Here is a 15,803-nt window from a genome sequence, read left to right on the forward strand (position 1 = left end):
TCTATGGCTAAGTTCTTCCCAATAGGCCAAATTATGGGCTTCGTATTTTCACTGATTTTAACAGTGATTGCAATGCTTGTTTACTTCACAGATATGTCATTCACAACAGGAATGGTTATCCTTTTAGTGACAGCATTCATTCAAGCAGGTTTACAGTTTATTGTCTTCATGCACGCTGGTGAAACAAATGACAAGTGGGCTATCTACTCGAACATCGTATACGGAATCGGTTTAGTAGTATTGACTGTTTTAGGTTCTTTATTAATCCTTCTTTGGGATATGTAATGATGAAAAACGCTCCAGCTAGTTGATAAATGTACGAAAATACATTAAACTAGTTGGAGAATATATTACGAAATGCGTTGACCGGGAAGAGTAGGTATACACCATTTGTTTTAGGGAATGCAAGCCAATGACTGAAAGCTTGCTAACAAATTGTATAGTGAAGTTCACCCCGCGAGCAGCATCCGGGATCCACTTGTGGTGAAAGGATTGCCGGCTAGACATAGTCGTTAGCTCCAATGAAGTGATTGCTTTTTGCAATAACTAGGGTGGTACCGCGAAACTCGTCCTCGTCCCTTTCTTAGGGGGCGAGGATTTTTTATTTTCAAATATTATGGATATTAATGGTAACAGTGGAGTTTATTTATGAACGAGACTAGTTGTTTGGAGTGCAGCCGGCGAGTGTGACTGACGGCTAGCGCCTTTCGTCACAAGCAAGCTTCCTGCGGGAATAGCGGGACAGCCGATACACCGCAGGAGCAAAGCGACGAGGAGGATTGGCGCCCGCCCGCGAAACGCGTCCGCTGGAACGGAAAACAACAGGGTTTAAGAGAAAGATTTTATCCACAAATATTATTAAGGAGGACTTTGTAAATGGAACAACAATTAAAGCAATTGGAACAAGAAGCATTAGCTAAAATTGCCGATGCAGCTGACTTAAAAGCATTAAATGACGTTCGTGTTGCGTACTTAGGTAAAAAAGGACCGATCACGGATTTATTAAAAGGAATGGGGAAACTTTCTGCAGAAGAACGTCCGAAAATGGGTGCCCTAGTTAACACTGTACGTGAAAATGTAACAGCTGAACTTGAGAAAAAGGTTGCTGTTTTAGAAGAAGCTGCAATTTTAGCGCAGCTTGAAAACGAGTCAATCGATGTGACGTTACCAGGTGCAAAAGTACGTGCAGGAAACCGTCACCTGTTAACACGGGTAATCGAAGAAATCGAAGACCTGTTTTTAGGTATGGGCTACGAAATCGTAGAAGGACCTGAAGTAGAAAAAGACTACTATAACTTTGAAGCAATGAACTTGCCTAAAGGTCACCCGGCCCGTGACATGCAGGATTCATTCTATATTTCAGAAGAAACATTATTGCGTACGCATACTTCTCCAGTGCAGGCACGTACGATGGAAGCCAAAAAAGGCGAACCAATTCGTGTGATTTGCCCAGGTAAAGTATTCCGTCGTGACACAGATGATGCGACACACTCTCACCAATTCATGCAAATTGAAGGTCTTGTAATCGGTGAAAATATCCGCATGTCTGACTTAAAAGGAACTCTTGATGCATTGGCCAAGAAAATGTTTGGAGCAGAACGCGAAATCCGCCTTCGCCCATCATTCTTCCCATTCACAGAGCCTTCTGTAGAAGTTGACGTATCTTGTCATAAATGTTCAGGTAAAGGCTGTAATGTATGTAAGCAAACTGGCTGGATTGAAATTTTAGGTGCTGGTATGGTACACCCGAACGTACTTGAAATGGCTGGCTACGATTCAACTAAGCTTTCAGGTTTCGCTTTCGGTATCGGTGCAGAACGTATCGCAATGTTAAAATACGGTGTGGATGATATTCGTCATTTCTATACAAATGACACACGCTTCTTATCACAATTCCACCAGGCAGAAGTGTAAGAAGGAGGACAATATAAATGTTAGTTTCATTAAAATGGTTAAGTCAATATGTAGACATTTCTTCTTTAGAAGCAAATGAATTAGCAGAAAAAATTACACGTGCGGGGATTGAAGTTGATGCAGTAATTGCCCGTTCACAAGGTATGTCAAATGTAGTTGTTGGTCATGTTGTGTCTAAAGTAAAACACCCGGAAGCTGATAAATTAAATGTATGCCAAGTTGATGTTGGGGAAGAAGAGCTTCAGCAAATCGTATGTGGTGCACCAAACGTCGATGAAGGTCAAAAAGTCATCGTAGCGCGTCCAGGAGCAAAATTACCAGGCGGCATTAAAATCAAAAAAGCGAAATTACGCGGTCAAGAATCAAACGGGATGATTTGTTCACTTCAAGAATTGGGCATTGAAGGCCGTCTTGTACCAAAAGCTTATGCTGAAGGGATTTATGTACTGCCAGCTGATACAACTCCAGGTGCCGATGCATTAGATGTTTTAGGCTTACGTGATACAGTACTTGAGCTTGGTTTAACACCGAACCGTTCGGATGCAATGAGCATGCTTGGCGTTGCTTATGAAGTAGCAGCGATTTTATCTCAAGATGTAAAATTACCGGAAATCGATTATTCTGCTTCAGCGGAAAAAGCGGCAGATGTATTAAAATTAACGGTAGAAGATAAAGAAGCAAACCCAATGTACGCAGCGAAAGTTGTAAAAAACATTGAAGTAAAAGAATCTCCATTATGGCTGCAACATGCGCTTATGTCTGCAGGTGTACGTCCACATAATAATGTAGTCGATATTACAAACTACGTATTAATGGAATACGGTCAACCATTACATGCATTTGACTACGATAAATTAGCAACTGGTGAAATCGTAACGCGTATGGCTCGTGATGGCGAAGTGATGACGACGCTTGATGATCAGGAGCGTAAATTAGCAAGCCACAATCTTGTCATTACAAATGGTCAAGAAGCAGAAGCGGTTGCAGGTGTCATGGGCGGTGCTAAATCAGAAGTATCCAATACTACTACGACAGTAGTAATCGAATCAGCTTACTTCAACCCGGCATCTGTGCGTCGTACTTCAAAAGAAATCGGCTTACGTTCGGATTCTTCTGCACGTTTTGAAAAAGGTGTAGATCCGAACCGTGTCCTTCCTGCAGCAGAACGTGCAGCACAATTACTTGCTGATTTAGCAGGTGGAGAAGTATTGGAAGGTACAGTGCTAGTAGATGAGCTTGATAAAACGCCAGCTCGTGTTGTAGTATCACCTGACTTTATTAACGGCCGTTTAGGCATGAAAATTTCTTTAGAGGATATGCTTTCTATTTTAGAGCGTTTAAAATTTGATGTGGAAGCGGCAAATGGTTTATTAATCATTGATGCGCCGACACGACGACAGGATATTAAAATTCCGGAAGATATCGTTGAAGAAATTGCACGTATGTATGGCTACGATGAGATCCCTGTAAGCCTACCAGCGAGTGAACAAGTTGGCCGGTTAACGCCATATCAAGCAGGACGCCGTATCGTACGCAATGTAATGGAAGGTGCCGGTCTTTATCAAGCGGTAACTTACTCATTAACTTCAGCAGCACACGCTCAAAAGTTTGCATTAAAAGCTGAGGAGACAACAAAGTTATTAATGCCTATGTCTGAAGAACGCTCTACACTACGCCAAAGCTTAATTCCTCACTTAGTAGAGGCAGCAAGTTATAACGTAGCTCGTCAAGCGGAAACAGTAGCATTATACGAAATCGGATCAGTTTTCCTTGGACAAACAGCTGAGGAACTTCCATTTGAAGAAGAGCACTTAGCACTTGTATTAACAGGTAAATGGATTGATAATACTTGGCAGGGCGAGAAGAAAAATGTTGATTTCTTCGTTGCAAAAGGTATTGTTGAAGCGGTATTTGCTAAATTGGGCTTAACATCTCGCGTAAGCTATGTAAAAGCGCAAGTAGACGGCTTACATCCTGGCCGTACAGCTGATGTATTATTAGATGGCGAAAAAGTGGGTGTCATTGCCCAGCTTCATCCGCAAGAACAAAAAGCATTTGATGTAAAAGAAACATATGTAGCTGAACTGAACTTAAATGCCATTTTAAGTGCAACACAAGAAGAGCTTGTTTATTCTATGATTCCGCGCTTCCCGGCTATGAGTCGTGATATCGCATTAGAATTGGATGTAGCAGCTTCAGCCGGTGAAATTGTGAGCATTATTAAAGGTGCCGGAACTTCTTTACTGAAAGAAGTAAAAGTATTTGATGTTTATGCAGGGGAGAAAATGACGGCTGGTAAAAAATCAGTAGCCTTCTCATTAACATACTTCGACCCAGAGCGTACATTAACAGACGAAGAAGTAGTCACAGCACATAATAAAGTATTAAAAGCATTGGCAGCAGCTGGTGCAGAAGTACGTTAATTAATGATAACAAAACCCGAATGGTTCAATGGCCATTCGGGTTTTACTTATTGCGGGGATTGTTTGGGTTTGACCATTCCATTAGCAACACCGATTAAAGCACTTAATGTATGGACAATTCCATACGTATAAAAGTTAAGAAAGACATGATTTGTATACTCATTTATTAGGGGGAGTCGATAGATTGAGGAACCAGGTGTCTTCGTATCACCGCCGAGCGATGCATACACATTATTTGAAAAATCAATGGCATAATAGATGAATGCCGCTAACAGCGCAAATCCAAATACTAAATAAATCATACGCATAAGTCGATCCTTTGCGTTTCTGGCACTTTCAGTAAAGAAGCGAAACGTAATAAATAAACTAAGTATAATAAATGGTGCAACAAGTGCTAAACCAAGAGCACCAAGATTTCCTCCATTAGCAACATCGTCTGGTTTTACAGTAAAAAAGTGCTGAATAATTAATACTCCAAATAAACTAATGCCCATACTTATGAGCCAACTAAGACGCAACATGTAAATCCTCCATTTCTCTTATCACTATACAGTGTCATGGATTTCGTTTCAATGGAGGATCTACTATTCATTTAGTGGAAAAGTTCAGTATAATAGAGAAGAATCCAACTTAGGGGAGGTATATTCATGTTAAAGAAAGAAGAAGCAGTATTAGTACTGATCGATATTCAGGGGAAATTAGCGCAAGTTGTTGAGGAAAGCGCACTCGTGGTAGGTAATATCGCCACAATGGTACAAGGGGCAAAACTATTGGATTTACCAATTTTATGGCTGGAACAATATCCAAAAGGGCTTGGTCCAACAGATGAGCGAATTGCGGAGCATTTAACAGAAGAAAAGGCGATTGAAAAAATTACGTTCAGTGCTTATGATACTGAGGAATTTGTACAAGCATTACAGCAAACAGGACGCAAGAAGATTTTATTGGCTGGGATTGAAGCACATATTTGTGTGTATCAAACAGCGGCTCAATTACTGGAAAATGGCTATGAAGTAGAAGTACTGGCGGACTGTGTGTCTTCGCGGACAGCGAGTAATCGGGAGGTAGGCATCCAGAAAATGATGCAGCTTGGTGCACGCGTAACTAGTGTGGAAATGGCATTATTCGAAATGCAGCAAGTAGCAAAAGGCGATACATTTAAAGCAATTAGCAAATTAGTAAAATAAAATTAGGACTGGTTAGCGAAATTGGCCGCTAACCAATTTTTTTATCCCCAATTAACGGGGTCCCGTCTCTATGGGGGATGAGGAAAACCCCCACTAATTAAAGTTTCATTTTATTTAAAAAGGGGCAGTTTTTTCAAAGCGATACATACTGGTATTGCAATGATCAGTCCTACTGCATTTTGAACGAGATTTCCTGGAATTGATGCAAGTGGGATAATCCAGTTTCCATAGAGAACACGTTCACAAATATAATAACCTCCAAGCATAAATGGAACCGAGATAACGATAGCTGCCAAGTTATAAATAAAGCTTCCGCCATTTTTTCCATGCATTGTAGCAATTTTTCCTACAATATAGCCTTGCAGACCACGTGTAATGAATGTAAATGGTGCCCACAATGTCCATCCAGATAAAATATCGAACAGTGCCATACCGAATGCTCCGGCCAACGCACCCTTTTTTGGACCAAATAAGATTGCGATAATAAAGAGCATGGCAGACCCTAAATGAACAAGCCCTCCATTTGCAGCAATCGGCAAACGGATATTAATAAAAAATGTTGCTACGAATACAAGTGAAATAAGAAGACTCGTAATAATTAAATCTTTTGTTTTTTCTGATGAAGTAGTGATTGAACGTGATGATTCCATAATAATTGACGCTCCCTTGCTTGAAATTATCTCTCATATTAGCAATTTGTTGGCATCAGTAAAAGGTTCAAAAACAAACAATTTAACCAGGTCAGAAGATTTGCACAATATTGTTTTCGGATATGACGGGGATTTTCCCTCTGACAAACTGACAACCTGACAAATAAAAGCGCAGCAAATTATGAAAACAAATTTGCTGCGCTTTTTAAATAAAGCGGTTATAGTACCAATTCACATTGCCGTTATTTAGTAGTAGAATTCATCGTAGAATGTTTTTTTCCATACGTGAAATAAACGATTATACCGATAATAAACCAAATTCCGCAAGCGATCCATGTGTGCAAGGAAAGTTGTGTAATCAGAAAAATACAAAGAATAAATGATAAGATTGGTAACACAGGATAAAATGGTACTTTAAATCGATCTTGCGGCAAGTTTTTATTTTTACGTAAATATAAAATGCCGGCAGAAACGAAAATAAATGCGACCAATGTACCCATATTTACAAGTTCCGCCAACAAGTCCAATGGAACAAATCCTGCAAAAAACGAAATAATCACTGTAAACAGCCACGTATTTTTAGCAGGCATTTTGCGCTTTTCACTTAATTGTGCCAGCATTTTAGGCATTAAGCCGTCACGGGCAAAGGCCATTAACAATCGTGTCCCGCCATACATCATGACTAATATAACGGTCATCATGCCAATGACAGCACCAAGCGATATGATCCCCGCTGCCCATTCCTGGTTGATAACATGCATCGCGTACGATACAGGGTCGGTTACATTGAGGTCAGTATATGGAACAATCCCAGTCAGTACAAGTGAAACTACAATATACAATACTGTACAGACAAGCAGGGAGCCGATAATTCCGATTGGCATATTCCGCTGTGGATTTTTTACTTCCGCCGCAGCAGAAGACACGGCATCAAAGCCTAAGTAAGCAAAAAATACGAGTGCAGCACCTGTGAATACACCGCTCATCCCAAATGGCAGGAAGGGTGTCCAGTTATCAGGCTTCACATAAAAGACGCCAATTACAATAAACAATAAAATAACGCCGAGTTTAATGGCAACCAGTAATGCATTAAAACGAGTGGATTCTTTCATTCCTAATGAAAGTAAAGCACCAATCGCAAAGATAATAAAAATTGCAGGCAAGTTAATATAAGTACCGTTTTCAGGACTGAATGCCCCTGTCAATGCGACCGGTAAATGGATATTCAAACCTTCCAGCAGCGATACGAAATATCCTGACCAGCCTGTTGCCACGGCAGCAGTTGCGAGGCCGTATTCCAATAGTAATGCCCAGCCGACCAGCCATGCAATGATTTCACCAAAGACAATATAGCTATATGAATAGGCACTTCCTGCAACGGGTACAGTAGAAGAAAACTCAGAATAACATAGCGCGGCTAATGCACAAACGACTGCAGCAATCGTAAAGGAGAAGACAATCCCCGGGCCTGCATGGAGAGCAGAGACCGTCCCAGGTAAAATGAAAATGCCTGTACCGACAATGGCGCCGACACCTAACATTATCAAATCGAAAGAACCCATTGTTTTAGGCAACTGCATATTTCCGCTTTTAAGTAAAAGGTCATTGATTGGTTTTTTTCTAAATATTTTTTTCATTGATACACCTTTTTCTAATTTACAATAATCAAAATTTTATCATTATTTTTGAGGATAATAAACATGTTTATTGAGTTAAAGTGCTAAAGTGTTGTCTTTGTCGAAAAAGGCAGAAATAACTCGAACAAAACAGTGAATAATGTTATTGTTAGTATTTAACAGAAAAAAATTCCTATATTTTATAAAACTTATTTCTTTAATTGTTTTTAAGAAATTTGTTCAAAATTAGTGAACTATTTGTGGTTTTTATAAAAAGGTATATAATTTCGATATAGTATAAATATAGGAATTTTGCTTATGCATACTGAACACAGCACAAAGGAGTGCAATTGATGGAGAAGAAAATCCAAATTAAGCAGCCTAAATATCAAGTAATAGCAGAAGATATTGCCGCTAAAATTGTTGAAAAAAAATATGTTGTCGGGGAAAAGATTTATGCCCGTTCATCGCTGGCATCTCAATACAGTGTTTCATCGGAAACTGCTAGACGAGCGATTGCCGTTCTACAGGATTTAAATATAGTAGAAGCGACAAAGGGAAGCGGTGTTGTCATCGTTTCCTATGAAAATGCGGCTAAATACATTCAGCGGTTAACAGGTGTCAAATCGATAAGAGATTTACAAAAACAATTAACTGACAGTATTGAACGCCAAATTGATGAGTTGCATCATTTCCAGGATACATTAGGAGAAATGGTCAATCGGACAAGCAGATATCAATCGATTAACCCGTTTGTACCTTTTCAAATTGATATTACCGATAATTGCCCATTCCTATCGAAAAATGTTGGCGAGATCAATTTCTGGCAGGAAACAGGTGCTACAATAATTGGAATCAAAAAAGATCATGAGCTGATTGTTTCGCCTGGGCCATACGCAACATTGTCCGCGGGTGATACATTATTTTTTATCGGTAAAGAAGAATGCTATTCGAATGTAAAACACTTTTTACAGCTGGAAAGTAACAACTTTCAATCTGATTCGATATAGAGTGTAAAATTTTCAACAAAAACAAACTACTCCCTCATTGTATTTCGGGAGTAGTTTTTTCTGTTTAAGGGACTTTATTTCTAGTTGTGATGTACAAAAAAATCAATTCTCATTTGACAATAGTAACAACGTCTATTAATATAAAAGTTGTTGCTTTTAACAACCCGAGATAAATATAAAGTTGTTACTAGCATGAAATTAATTATTATTAGGAAGTGGATTATGGGGAAAATTAAAATTGACCGAGTCACTAAAGTATTTGGAAAAAATACATCACAGGCATTGAAGCTCGTGAAGCAAGAAAAATCCAAAGAACAGATTTTAAAAGAAACAAATGCTACTGTCGGTGTATATGAAGCTAGTTTGACAATTGAAGAAGGTGAGATTTTCGTAATTATGGGGCTTTCAGGAAGTGGGAAGTCTACATTGATCCGTTTACTCAATCGTCTCATTCAACCAACGAGTGGTGATATTTATATAGATGATCAAAATATTACAAAGCTCAATAAAAAGAGCCTGCAAGTTGTTCGCAGAGAAAAAATGAGCATGGTGTTTCAAAACTTCGCATTATTCCCGCAACGTACCATTTTACAAAATGCAGAGTATGGCCTGGAAATCAGAGGCGTTCCGAAAGAGGAAAGACGATTAAAAGCAGAAAAGGCTTTACAGAATGCAGGGTTACTCTCCTATAAAGACCAGTATCCAGATCAATTATCAGGCGGTATGCAGCAGCGTGTAGGGCTTGCACGTGCGTTGGCAAATGATACAGAAATCATATTAATGGATGAAGCTTTTTCTGCTCTTGATCCGCTCATTCGCAAAGAAATGCAAGATGAGCTATTGGAGTTACAAGCTAATTTACAGAAAACAATTGTCTTTATTACCCATGATTTAAATGAAGCGCTTCGTATTGGTGATCGTATTGCTATTATGAAGGATGGAAAGATCATGCAGGTAGGAACAGGGGAAGAAATTTTGACAAACCCTGCAAATGAATATGTCCGCTCATTCCTGGAAGATGTGGACCGTTCGAAAGTATTGACAGCGGAAAATGCGATGATTCGTCCAATGACAATCCAAATTGATCATGAAGGGCCAAAAGTTGCGTTGCAGCGTATGAGAGAAGATAAAGTAAGTGTCTTGCTCGCAGTAGATAAAGCCCGAAAATATTTAGGCTATATTACTGCAAATGATGCACTGGAGCTAGCGCAATCCGGTGAAAAATCACTGCAATCAATTTTACGTAACGATATGCCGATTGTTGAACCATCTACAGTCATACAGGATATTTTATCGGTTATTTCCGATTCTCCGACACCATTAGCTGTTGTAGAAGAAGGGAAACTGCGCGGAGTACTAATTCGTGGAGTTGTTTTAGAGTCGTTAGCCTCTGAAAAAAACGGAGGTGTAGACAATGAGTAAACTATTAAATTTAGCGACGCCATTACCAGTGGCGGAAAATGTGGAAAAGCTGATGGATATTGTAACAGATACGTTTTCAGCGCAATTCCGTTTTATTCAAAATAACGGTGAAGATTTGATGGATTTTGTAACATCCACATTAACTGCTATTCCGCCATACGTATTTATTTTAATCATTGCCGTGTTAGCGTTTTTCGCAACAGGCAAAAAATTCGGCTTAGCCATCTTTTCAATCATTGGTTTACTATTCATTTTAAACCAAGGTTTATGGGAACAGCTGATGAATACATTTACACTCGTGTTGTTTTCAAGTTTAATCGCGATTGTAATTGGTATACCACTCGGCATCCTCATGTCGAAATCAAAAGTAGTAGAAGAAATTTTGAAACCAATTTTAGATTTTATGCAAACAATGCCAGGGTTCGTATATTTAATCCCAGCCGTTGCATTTTTCGGAATTGGTGTCGTACCAGGTGTATTTGCTTCAGTTATCTTCGCATTACCACCAACTGTACGTTTTACAAATCTCGGTATCCGTCAAGTTCCGACTCATTTAATCGAAGCGGCGGACTCTTATGGTAGTACTTTCACTCAAAAATTAGTAAAAGTAGAATTGCCACTTTCAAAATCTACAATTATGGCCGGTATTAACCAAACGGTACTTTTATCATTATCGATGGTAGTTATTGCATCAATGATCGGTGCGCCAGGTTTAGGTCGTGAAGTATTATCGGCTCTACAACGAGCACAAATCGGTAATGGATTTGTTGCGGGGATAAGTCTAGTAATCTTCGCTATTATTGTAGACCGTTTAACACAAAGTTTAAATAAACAAAAATCAAATGGGGGAAAGTAAAATGAAAAAATTAAAATGGATGCCTGCAGCAACAGCAATGAGTGCAGCGCTATTATTAGCTGCGTGTGGAGATGACACAACAGAGAAAAAAGAAACGTCATCTAAAGAAGATCTAGGTTCAATCGAATTAGCCTATGTAGAATGGGATTCTGAAGTTGCATCTACGTATGTAGTGGCAGAAGTACTGGAAAGTGTCGGCTATAACGTTGATATTACACCATTGGACAATGCCATCATGTGGGAAGCTGTATCAAAAGGTGAAGCAGATGCGATGGTATCTGGCTGGTTACCTGCTACACATGCTTCACAGTATGAAAAATACGGAGCAGACGTAGAAGATTTAGGACCAAACTTGCAAGGTGCCAAAATCGGTTTAGTTGTACCAAGCTACATGGAAGCAACTTCAATTGCTGATTTATCGACAGAAGCGGCATCGACTATTACAGGCATTGAGGCAGGTGCAGGTGTAGTTGCAGCTGCTGAAAGAGCACTTGAAACGTATCCAAACTTGGAATCATGGTCATTACAACCATCATCATCAGGTGCGATGACAGTTGCTTTAGAACAAGCGATTAAAAATGAGGAAGACATCGTTGTGACAGGCTGGAGCCCACACTGGAAATTTGCCAATTATGATTTAAAATATTTGGAAGATCCTGAAGGCGTATTCGGCGGAGAAGAAAGCATTCACACATTTGTTCGTCAAAACTTAGAAAAAGAGTCACCTGATGCTTTCAAGATTTTAGATGCCTTTGAATGGACAACAGAAGATATCGAAGAAGTTATGCTGAATATTTACTCAGGAACAAAACCTGAAGAAGCAGCACAACAATGGATTGAAGAAAATCAAGATGTTGTGAACAAGTGGACAGAGGGCATTGAAAAGTAATTTAAAAAGGTTTTAGCTTAAATCAAAAGCGGTGCAAATTTTGAAATCTAAAATTTGCACCGCTTTATTTTTTTATAGGAATCAAAAGACTCAATTTCCATTGGAGGGAAATTGAGTCTTTTTGTTTTTTACTTCGTATAGTTATCGAAATAACCTTGGATGTAGATCATTGGTGTTCCTTTATCGCCTGAACCTGAAGTTAAGTCAGATAATGAACCGATTAAATCTGTCAGCTTACGAGGTGTCGTACCTTGTGCGGCCATATTGCCAGTTAAATCTTCTTCTTTGTTGTTAATATAGTCTTTGATTGCTTCTTTCAGCTCTTCACCCTGCAAGTTAGCGAAATCGTTGTCCGCTAAATATTTCAACTTGATCTCGTTCGGAGTACCGTCAAGACCTGGTGTGTAAGCAGGTGAGACAACAGGATCTGCAAGCTCCCAAATTTGGCCTACTGGATCTTTAAATGCACCATCACCGTAAATCATTACTTCTACAAGTTTCCCAGTAGCAGCCAATATTTTTGCTTGGATGTCATCAACGATTGGTTGACAGTTATCCGGGAATAATTTAATACCATCTTCTGTCGATTTGTTTGATCCAAGTAATCCGTATTTAGAGTTACAGCCAGATCCGTTTACAGATTCAGCTAAAATATCGTCAAGACCAAAAACTTTTTCTGCACCAGCAGCATTTAGAATACGTTTTGTACGGAAGCGAGAGTGAATATCGCAAGTTAAAATGCTTTTCGTATAATCTAAAATCGTTTTTGCATTGTTCGAGAAGATAACTTCTACTTCCGCGCCTTGTTCAACGATTAATTCTTTATAATATTCGATGTAGTCCACACCTGTAAATGTATGTTTGTTAAAACCGAAATGACCACGGAATTCAGCTTCTGTCAGTACATCTGTCCATGGATTGATGCCTTTTTCATCTAGCTCATCCAATGATACTAAATGGTTGCCCACCTCATCTGATGGGTAGCTTAGCATAAGAACGATTTTCTTCGTACCTGCTGCAATTCCTTTTAAAATGTTAGAGAAGCGGTTACGCGAAAGAATCGGGAAAATAACACCTACTGTATCATCTCCGAATTTGGCTTTTACATCTGATGCGATATCTGAAATTTTAGCGTAGTTTCCTTGTGCACGTGCAACAACAGATTCTGTTACAGTCACAATATCACGATTTTCAATTTCATAGCCTTCTGTCTTTGCAGCATTTAACGCTGTATCAACAACGATTTGAACAATATCGTCACCTTCATTAATAATTGGGCCACGAAGACCTCGTACAACCGTTCCTACTACACGTTCCAAAATAATCTCTCCTTCAATAGCTGTAAGTTATATTTTAATTGCTTTTGCTTACCTTTAAGCAAAACATAAGTAATCTCACAATGTTTACTATAACCTGTTCATGTGATATAAGTAAAATTAATAATTCTAATATCAGATATAAGTGAGGGTTATATGATAATAAAGTTAGAAGCATATCGCATATTCAATGAAGTAAGTCGCAGTAAAAGTTTTTCAAAGGCAGCCAATGCTTTATACATGACACAGCCGGCCGTTAGCCAGTCTATTTCTAAGCTTGAAAAAGAACTTGATACTATTTTATTTAATAGAACACCAAAAGGGGTAACCTTAACAGAAGAAGGTGAATTGTTACACGAATACGTTAATTCTGCTCTTGGTATTTTAGACGCGGGTGAAGAAAAAATGGCCGAATTTAAAAATCTGCGTACAGGCGTTTTACGTATAGGTGTAGGAGACACGATTTCAAGATACTTTTTACTGCCTTATTTAGAGTCATTTCATATTAGGTATCCTGGCATTAAACTAAAGGTTTTAAACGGTACAACGAATGAAATATTGGCTTTTATCAAATCAGGGGAAGCAGACTTGGGCATATGCAACTTACCGATTCAAGATCCCCAGCTTCAAGTTAGCCCCTGTAAGGAAATTCATGATATATTTGTGTGCGGACAAAAATATAAAAACTTATCAAAAAAGCCAATTCGCCTCGATATGCTCATGAAGCTGCCATTAATTTTTTTGGAGAGAAAGGCAAACTCTCGTAATTATGTGGATAACTATCTAAAAGAACAAGGCTATACGATTTCACCTGAATTCGAATTAGGCTCACATGATTTAGTATTGGAATTTGCAAAAATCAATTTAGGTGTCGCAAGTGTAACAAAAGAGTTTGCGACCGATTACTTGGATAAAGGGCTTTTATATGAGATTGAGCTCCAACAGCCAATTCCTAAGCGCAGTTTAGGGATTGTCCATTTAAAAAATGTTTCACTCTCGAAGGCAACAAGGAAATTTATCGCTATTGTTGATCCGGGAATCATTCATTAATAGAAGAAAATGAGGAATAAATATGACAACTAATTTTAACGAATTTCCATTATCACCAGAATTGCAAAATGCACTTAAAGATTTGGATTACAGTATCCCAACTGAAGTTCAGCAAAAAGTATTGCCCCACGCATTAAAAGAACAGGATTTAATTGTGAAAGCACAAACAGGAAGCGGAAAAACTGCAGCATTCGCAATTCCCATTTGCGAAAACATTGAATGGATCGAAAACAAGCCACAAGCGCTCGTATTGACCCCGACACGTGAATTGGCTGTTCAAGTAAAAGAGGAGTTTACCAATATTGGGCGTTATAAACGTATTAAAGCTACTGCACTTTACGGAAAGCAGCCGTTCCGTTATCAACAGGACGAATTAAAGCAAAAAACACATATTGCAGTTGGTACGCCAGGACGTGTGCTGGACCATATCGAAAAGGGAACATTGAAGCTCGATAAAATTCGCTATGTTGTTCTTGATGAAGCAGACGAAATGCTCAACATGGGCTTTATCGAGCAAGTTGAAGCGATATTGGCACATGTAGGACATCGTGAAGTAATGATGCTGTTTTCTGCGACAGTACCAGAATCGATAAAAAAACTGGCTTCCAATTACTTAAATGATCCGGTTGATATCGAAGTACAATCTGAAGAGGCTGCGCCAAAAATTGAACATGCCGTTATTGAAGTGCAGGATGAGGAAAAAACAGCTGCTGTCGAAAAGATTGCAGTTGTGGAAAATCCGGATACGTGCATTATTTTCTGTCGTACAAAAGATCGGGTCGATGCATTGCATGATTATTTGTATGACCGAGAGTACAGTGTCGATAAGCTGCACGGCGGCATGGACCAGTCAACACGTTTACTTGTCATGAACGACTACAAGCGCGGAGATTTCCGTTATTTAGTGGCAACAGATGTTGCAGCACGCGGCATTGATATCGAGAACATTTCGTTAGTGATTAACTATGATTTACCGATGGAAAAAGAAGCGTATGTACATCGTACCGGTCGAACAGGACGTGCAGGCAAGGAAGGAAAAGCTGTTACGTTTGTGACACCATTTGAACATGATTTTCTTGCGGGGATTGAAGAACTGATCGGCTTTACGATTCCGAAGATGGATTTGCCGACACACGAGGAAGTGGAAGCAAAGGTGGAAGCGTTTGACAAAAAGATGCAGAGCCGCCCGCAAAAGAAAAAACAAAAGAATGCCAAAGTTGATGCAAACATTACGAAGCTTTATTTTAATGGCGGTAAGAAGAAAAAGCTGCGTGCTGTTGATTTTGTCGGAACAATTGCAAAAATTCCGGGGATGACCGCAGCTGATATCGGCATTATTACGATACTGGATACATCTACATTCGTAGAAATTCTAAATGGAAAAGGCAATCTCGTGTTAAAAGCGATGAAAACAACGCCTATTAAGGGCAAGCAATTAAAAGTGCACATCTCGACGAGCAATAACTAATA

14 protein-coding genes and 1 other annotated feature are annotated in these 15,803 nt (G+C 39.2%); of the genes, 10 read left to right on the plus strand and 4 right to left on the minus strand.

Annotated features, from left to right (window positions below):
• Positions 1–3 precede the first annotated feature (3 nt).
• From qoxD to pheT, 3 genes are all read left to right on the plus strand, one after another.
• The gene (gene qoxD, locus CBM15_RS03910) at positions 4–285 is read left to right on the plus strand and encodes a cytochrome aa3 quinol oxidase subunit IV (RefSeq protein ID WP_008407695.1); all 282 of its coding nucleotides are present in this window, start codon (positions 4–6) and stop codon (positions 283–285) included.
• Positions 286–353: 68 nt separating this feature from the next.
• Positions 354–583 (plus strand) — a binding site (T-box leader).
• Positions 584–876: 293 nt separating this feature from the next.
• A complete protein-coding gene (gene pheS / locus CBM15_RS03915; protein WP_014823150.1) occupies positions 877–1,914 on the plus strand; it encodes a phenylalanine--tRNA ligase subunit alpha in 1,038 nt (345 codons plus the stop codon).
• A 17-nt stretch (positions 1,915–1,931) separates the two neighbouring features.
• Positions 1,932–4,337 carry a phenylalanine--tRNA ligase subunit beta gene (pheT, locus tag CBM15_RS03920; protein ID WP_087615804.1) on the plus strand — a complete coding sequence of 802 codons (2,406 nt, stop codon included), beginning with the start codon at positions 1,932–1,934 and terminating at the stop codon, positions 4,335–4,337.
• A gap of 47 nt (positions 4,338–4,384) precedes the next feature.
• On the opposite strand, the gene CBM15_RS03925 is transcribed toward pheT, so the two are convergent.
• Positions 4,385–4,858 (minus strand): nucleoside-diphosphate sugar epimerase, encoded by a 474-nt coding sequence (locus tag CBM15_RS03925; RefSeq protein ID WP_087615805.1) that lies wholly within the window; start codon positions 4,856–4,858, stop codon positions 4,385–4,387.
• A 126-nt stretch (positions 4,859–4,984) separates the two neighbouring features.
• On the opposite strand from CBM15_RS03925, the gene CBM15_RS03930 reads away from it, so the two are divergent.
• Entirely contained in the window at positions 4,985–5,524 is a 540-nt protein-coding gene (locus tag CBM15_RS03930; RefSeq protein WP_087615806.1) for a hydrolase, read from the plus strand.
• 110 nt (positions 5,525–5,634) lie between these two features.
• Here the strand turns inward: CBM15_RS03930 and CBM15_RS03935 are convergent, their stop codons facing one another.
• Positions 5,635–6,174 carry an ECF transporter S component gene (locus CBM15_RS03935; RefSeq protein ID WP_087615807.1) on the minus strand — a complete coding sequence of 180 codons (540 nt, stop codon included), beginning with the start codon at positions 6,172–6,174 and terminating at the stop codon, positions 5,635–5,637.
• A 242-nt stretch (positions 6,175–6,416) separates the two neighbouring features.
• The gene (locus tag CBM15_RS03940) at positions 6,417–7,811 is read right to left on the minus strand and encodes a branched-chain amino acid transporter BcaP (RefSeq protein WP_087615808.1); all 1,395 of its coding nucleotides are present in this window, start codon (positions 7,809–7,811) and stop codon (positions 6,417–6,419) included.
• Between the two features lie 332 nt (positions 7,812–8,143).
• Between CBM15_RS03940 and CBM15_RS03945 the strand changes: the two genes are divergently transcribed.
• The 4 genes from CBM15_RS03945 to CBM15_RS03960 all read left to right on the plus strand — a co-directional run bounded on the left by CBM15_RS03945 (position 8,144) and on the right by CBM15_RS03960 (position 11,967).
• Positions 8,144–8,800 (plus strand): GntR family transcriptional regulator, encoded by a 657-nt coding sequence (locus CBM15_RS03945; protein WP_008405004.1) that lies wholly within the window; start codon positions 8,144–8,146, stop codon positions 8,798–8,800.
• Positions 8,801–9,022: 222 nt separating this feature from the next.
• Positions 9,023–10,222 carry a quaternary amine ABC transporter ATP-binding protein gene (locus CBM15_RS03950; protein ID WP_008405006.1) on the plus strand — a complete coding sequence of 400 codons (1,200 nt, stop codon included), beginning with the start codon at positions 9,023–9,025 and terminating at the stop codon, positions 10,220–10,222.
• On the plus strand, positions 10,215–11,078 hold the full coding sequence (locus tag CBM15_RS03955) for an ABC transporter permease (RefSeq protein ID WP_008405007.1): 864 nt from the start codon (positions 10,215–10,217) through the stop codon (positions 11,076–11,078). The genes CBM15_RS03950 and CBM15_RS03955 overlap by 8 nt, the downstream gene beginning before the upstream one ends.
• Position 11,079: 1 nt before the next feature.
• On the plus strand, positions 11,080–11,967 hold the full coding sequence (locus CBM15_RS03960; RefSeq protein ID WP_008405008.1) for a glycine betaine ABC transporter substrate-binding protein: 888 nt from the start codon (positions 11,080–11,082) through the stop codon (positions 11,965–11,967).
• 128 nt (positions 11,968–12,095) lie between these two features.
• Here the strand turns inward: CBM15_RS03960 and CBM15_RS03965 are convergent, their stop codons facing one another.
• Entirely contained in the window at positions 12,096–13,286 is a 1,191-nt protein-coding gene (locus CBM15_RS03965; RefSeq protein ID WP_008405011.1) for a coenzyme F420-0:L-glutamate ligase, read from the minus strand.
• A 153-nt stretch (positions 13,287–13,439) separates the two neighbouring features.
• Between CBM15_RS03965 and CBM15_RS03970 the strand changes: the two genes are divergently transcribed.
• Complete coding sequence (locus CBM15_RS03970) at positions 13,440–14,333, plus strand: LysR family transcriptional regulator (RefSeq protein ID WP_087615809.1); 894 nt, start codon at positions 13,440–13,442, stop codon at positions 14,331–14,333.
• A gap of 22 nt (positions 14,334–14,355) precedes the next feature.
• On the plus strand, positions 14,356–15,801 hold the full coding sequence (locus CBM15_RS03975; protein WP_087615810.1) for a DEAD/DEAH box helicase: 1,446 nt from the start codon (positions 14,356–14,358) through the stop codon (positions 15,799–15,801).
• Positions 15,802–15,803: the final 2 nt, after the last annotated feature.

The sequence above is a fragment of the Solibacillus kalamii genome (assembly GCF_002174535.1).
Classification (GTDB): domain Bacteria; phylum Bacillota; class Bacilli; order Bacillales_A; family Planococcaceae; genus Solibacillus; species Solibacillus silvestris.

Bases quoted from the DNA above. Each gene is read 5' to 3' on its own strand.
- CBM15_RS03940 (WP_087615808.1), bottom strand. From the start codon at position 7,811: ATGAAAAAAATATTTAGAAAAAAACCAATCAATGACCTTTTACTTAAA.
- CBM15_RS03930 (WP_087615806.1), top strand. From the start codon at position 4,985: ATGTTAAAGAAAGAAGAAGCAGTATTAGTACTGATCGATATTCAGGGG.
- pheT (WP_087615804.1), top strand. From the start codon at position 1,932: ATGTTAGTTTCATTAAAATGGTTAAGTCAATATGTAGACATTTCTTCT.
- qoxD (WP_008407695.1), top strand. From the start codon at position 4: ATGGCTAAGTTCTTCCCAATAGGCCAAATTATGGGCTTCGTATTTTCA.
- CBM15_RS03950 (WP_008405006.1), top strand. From the start codon at position 9,023: ATGGGGAAAATTAAAATTGACCGAGTCACTAAAGTATTTGGAAAAAAT.
- CBM15_RS03945 (WP_008405004.1), top strand. From the start codon at position 8,144: ATGGAGAAGAAAATCCAAATTAAGCAGCCTAAATATCAAGTAATAGCA.
- CBM15_RS03960 (WP_008405008.1), top strand. From the start codon at position 11,080: ATGAAAAAATTAAAATGGATGCCTGCAGCAACAGCAATGAGTGCAGCG.
- CBM15_RS03925 (WP_087615805.1), bottom strand. From the start codon at position 4,858: ATGTTGCGTCTTAGTTGGCTCATAAGTATGGGCATTAGTTTATTTGGA.
- CBM15_RS03955 (WP_008405007.1), top strand. From the start codon at position 10,215: ATGAGTAAACTATTAAATTTAGCGACGCCATTACCAGTGGCGGAAAAT.
- pheS (WP_014823150.1), top strand. From the start codon at position 877: ATGGAACAACAATTAAAGCAATTGGAACAAGAAGCATTAGCTAAAATT.
- CBM15_RS03975 (WP_087615810.1), top strand. From the start codon at position 14,356: ATGACAACTAATTTTAACGAATTTCCATTATCACCAGAATTGCAAAAT.
- CBM15_RS03970 (WP_087615809.1), top strand. From the start codon at position 13,440: ATGATAATAAAGTTAGAAGCATATCGCATATTCAATGAAGTAAGTCGC.
- CBM15_RS03935 (WP_087615807.1), bottom strand. From the start codon at position 6,174: ATGGAATCATCACGTTCAATCACTACTTCATCAGAAAAAACAAAAGAT.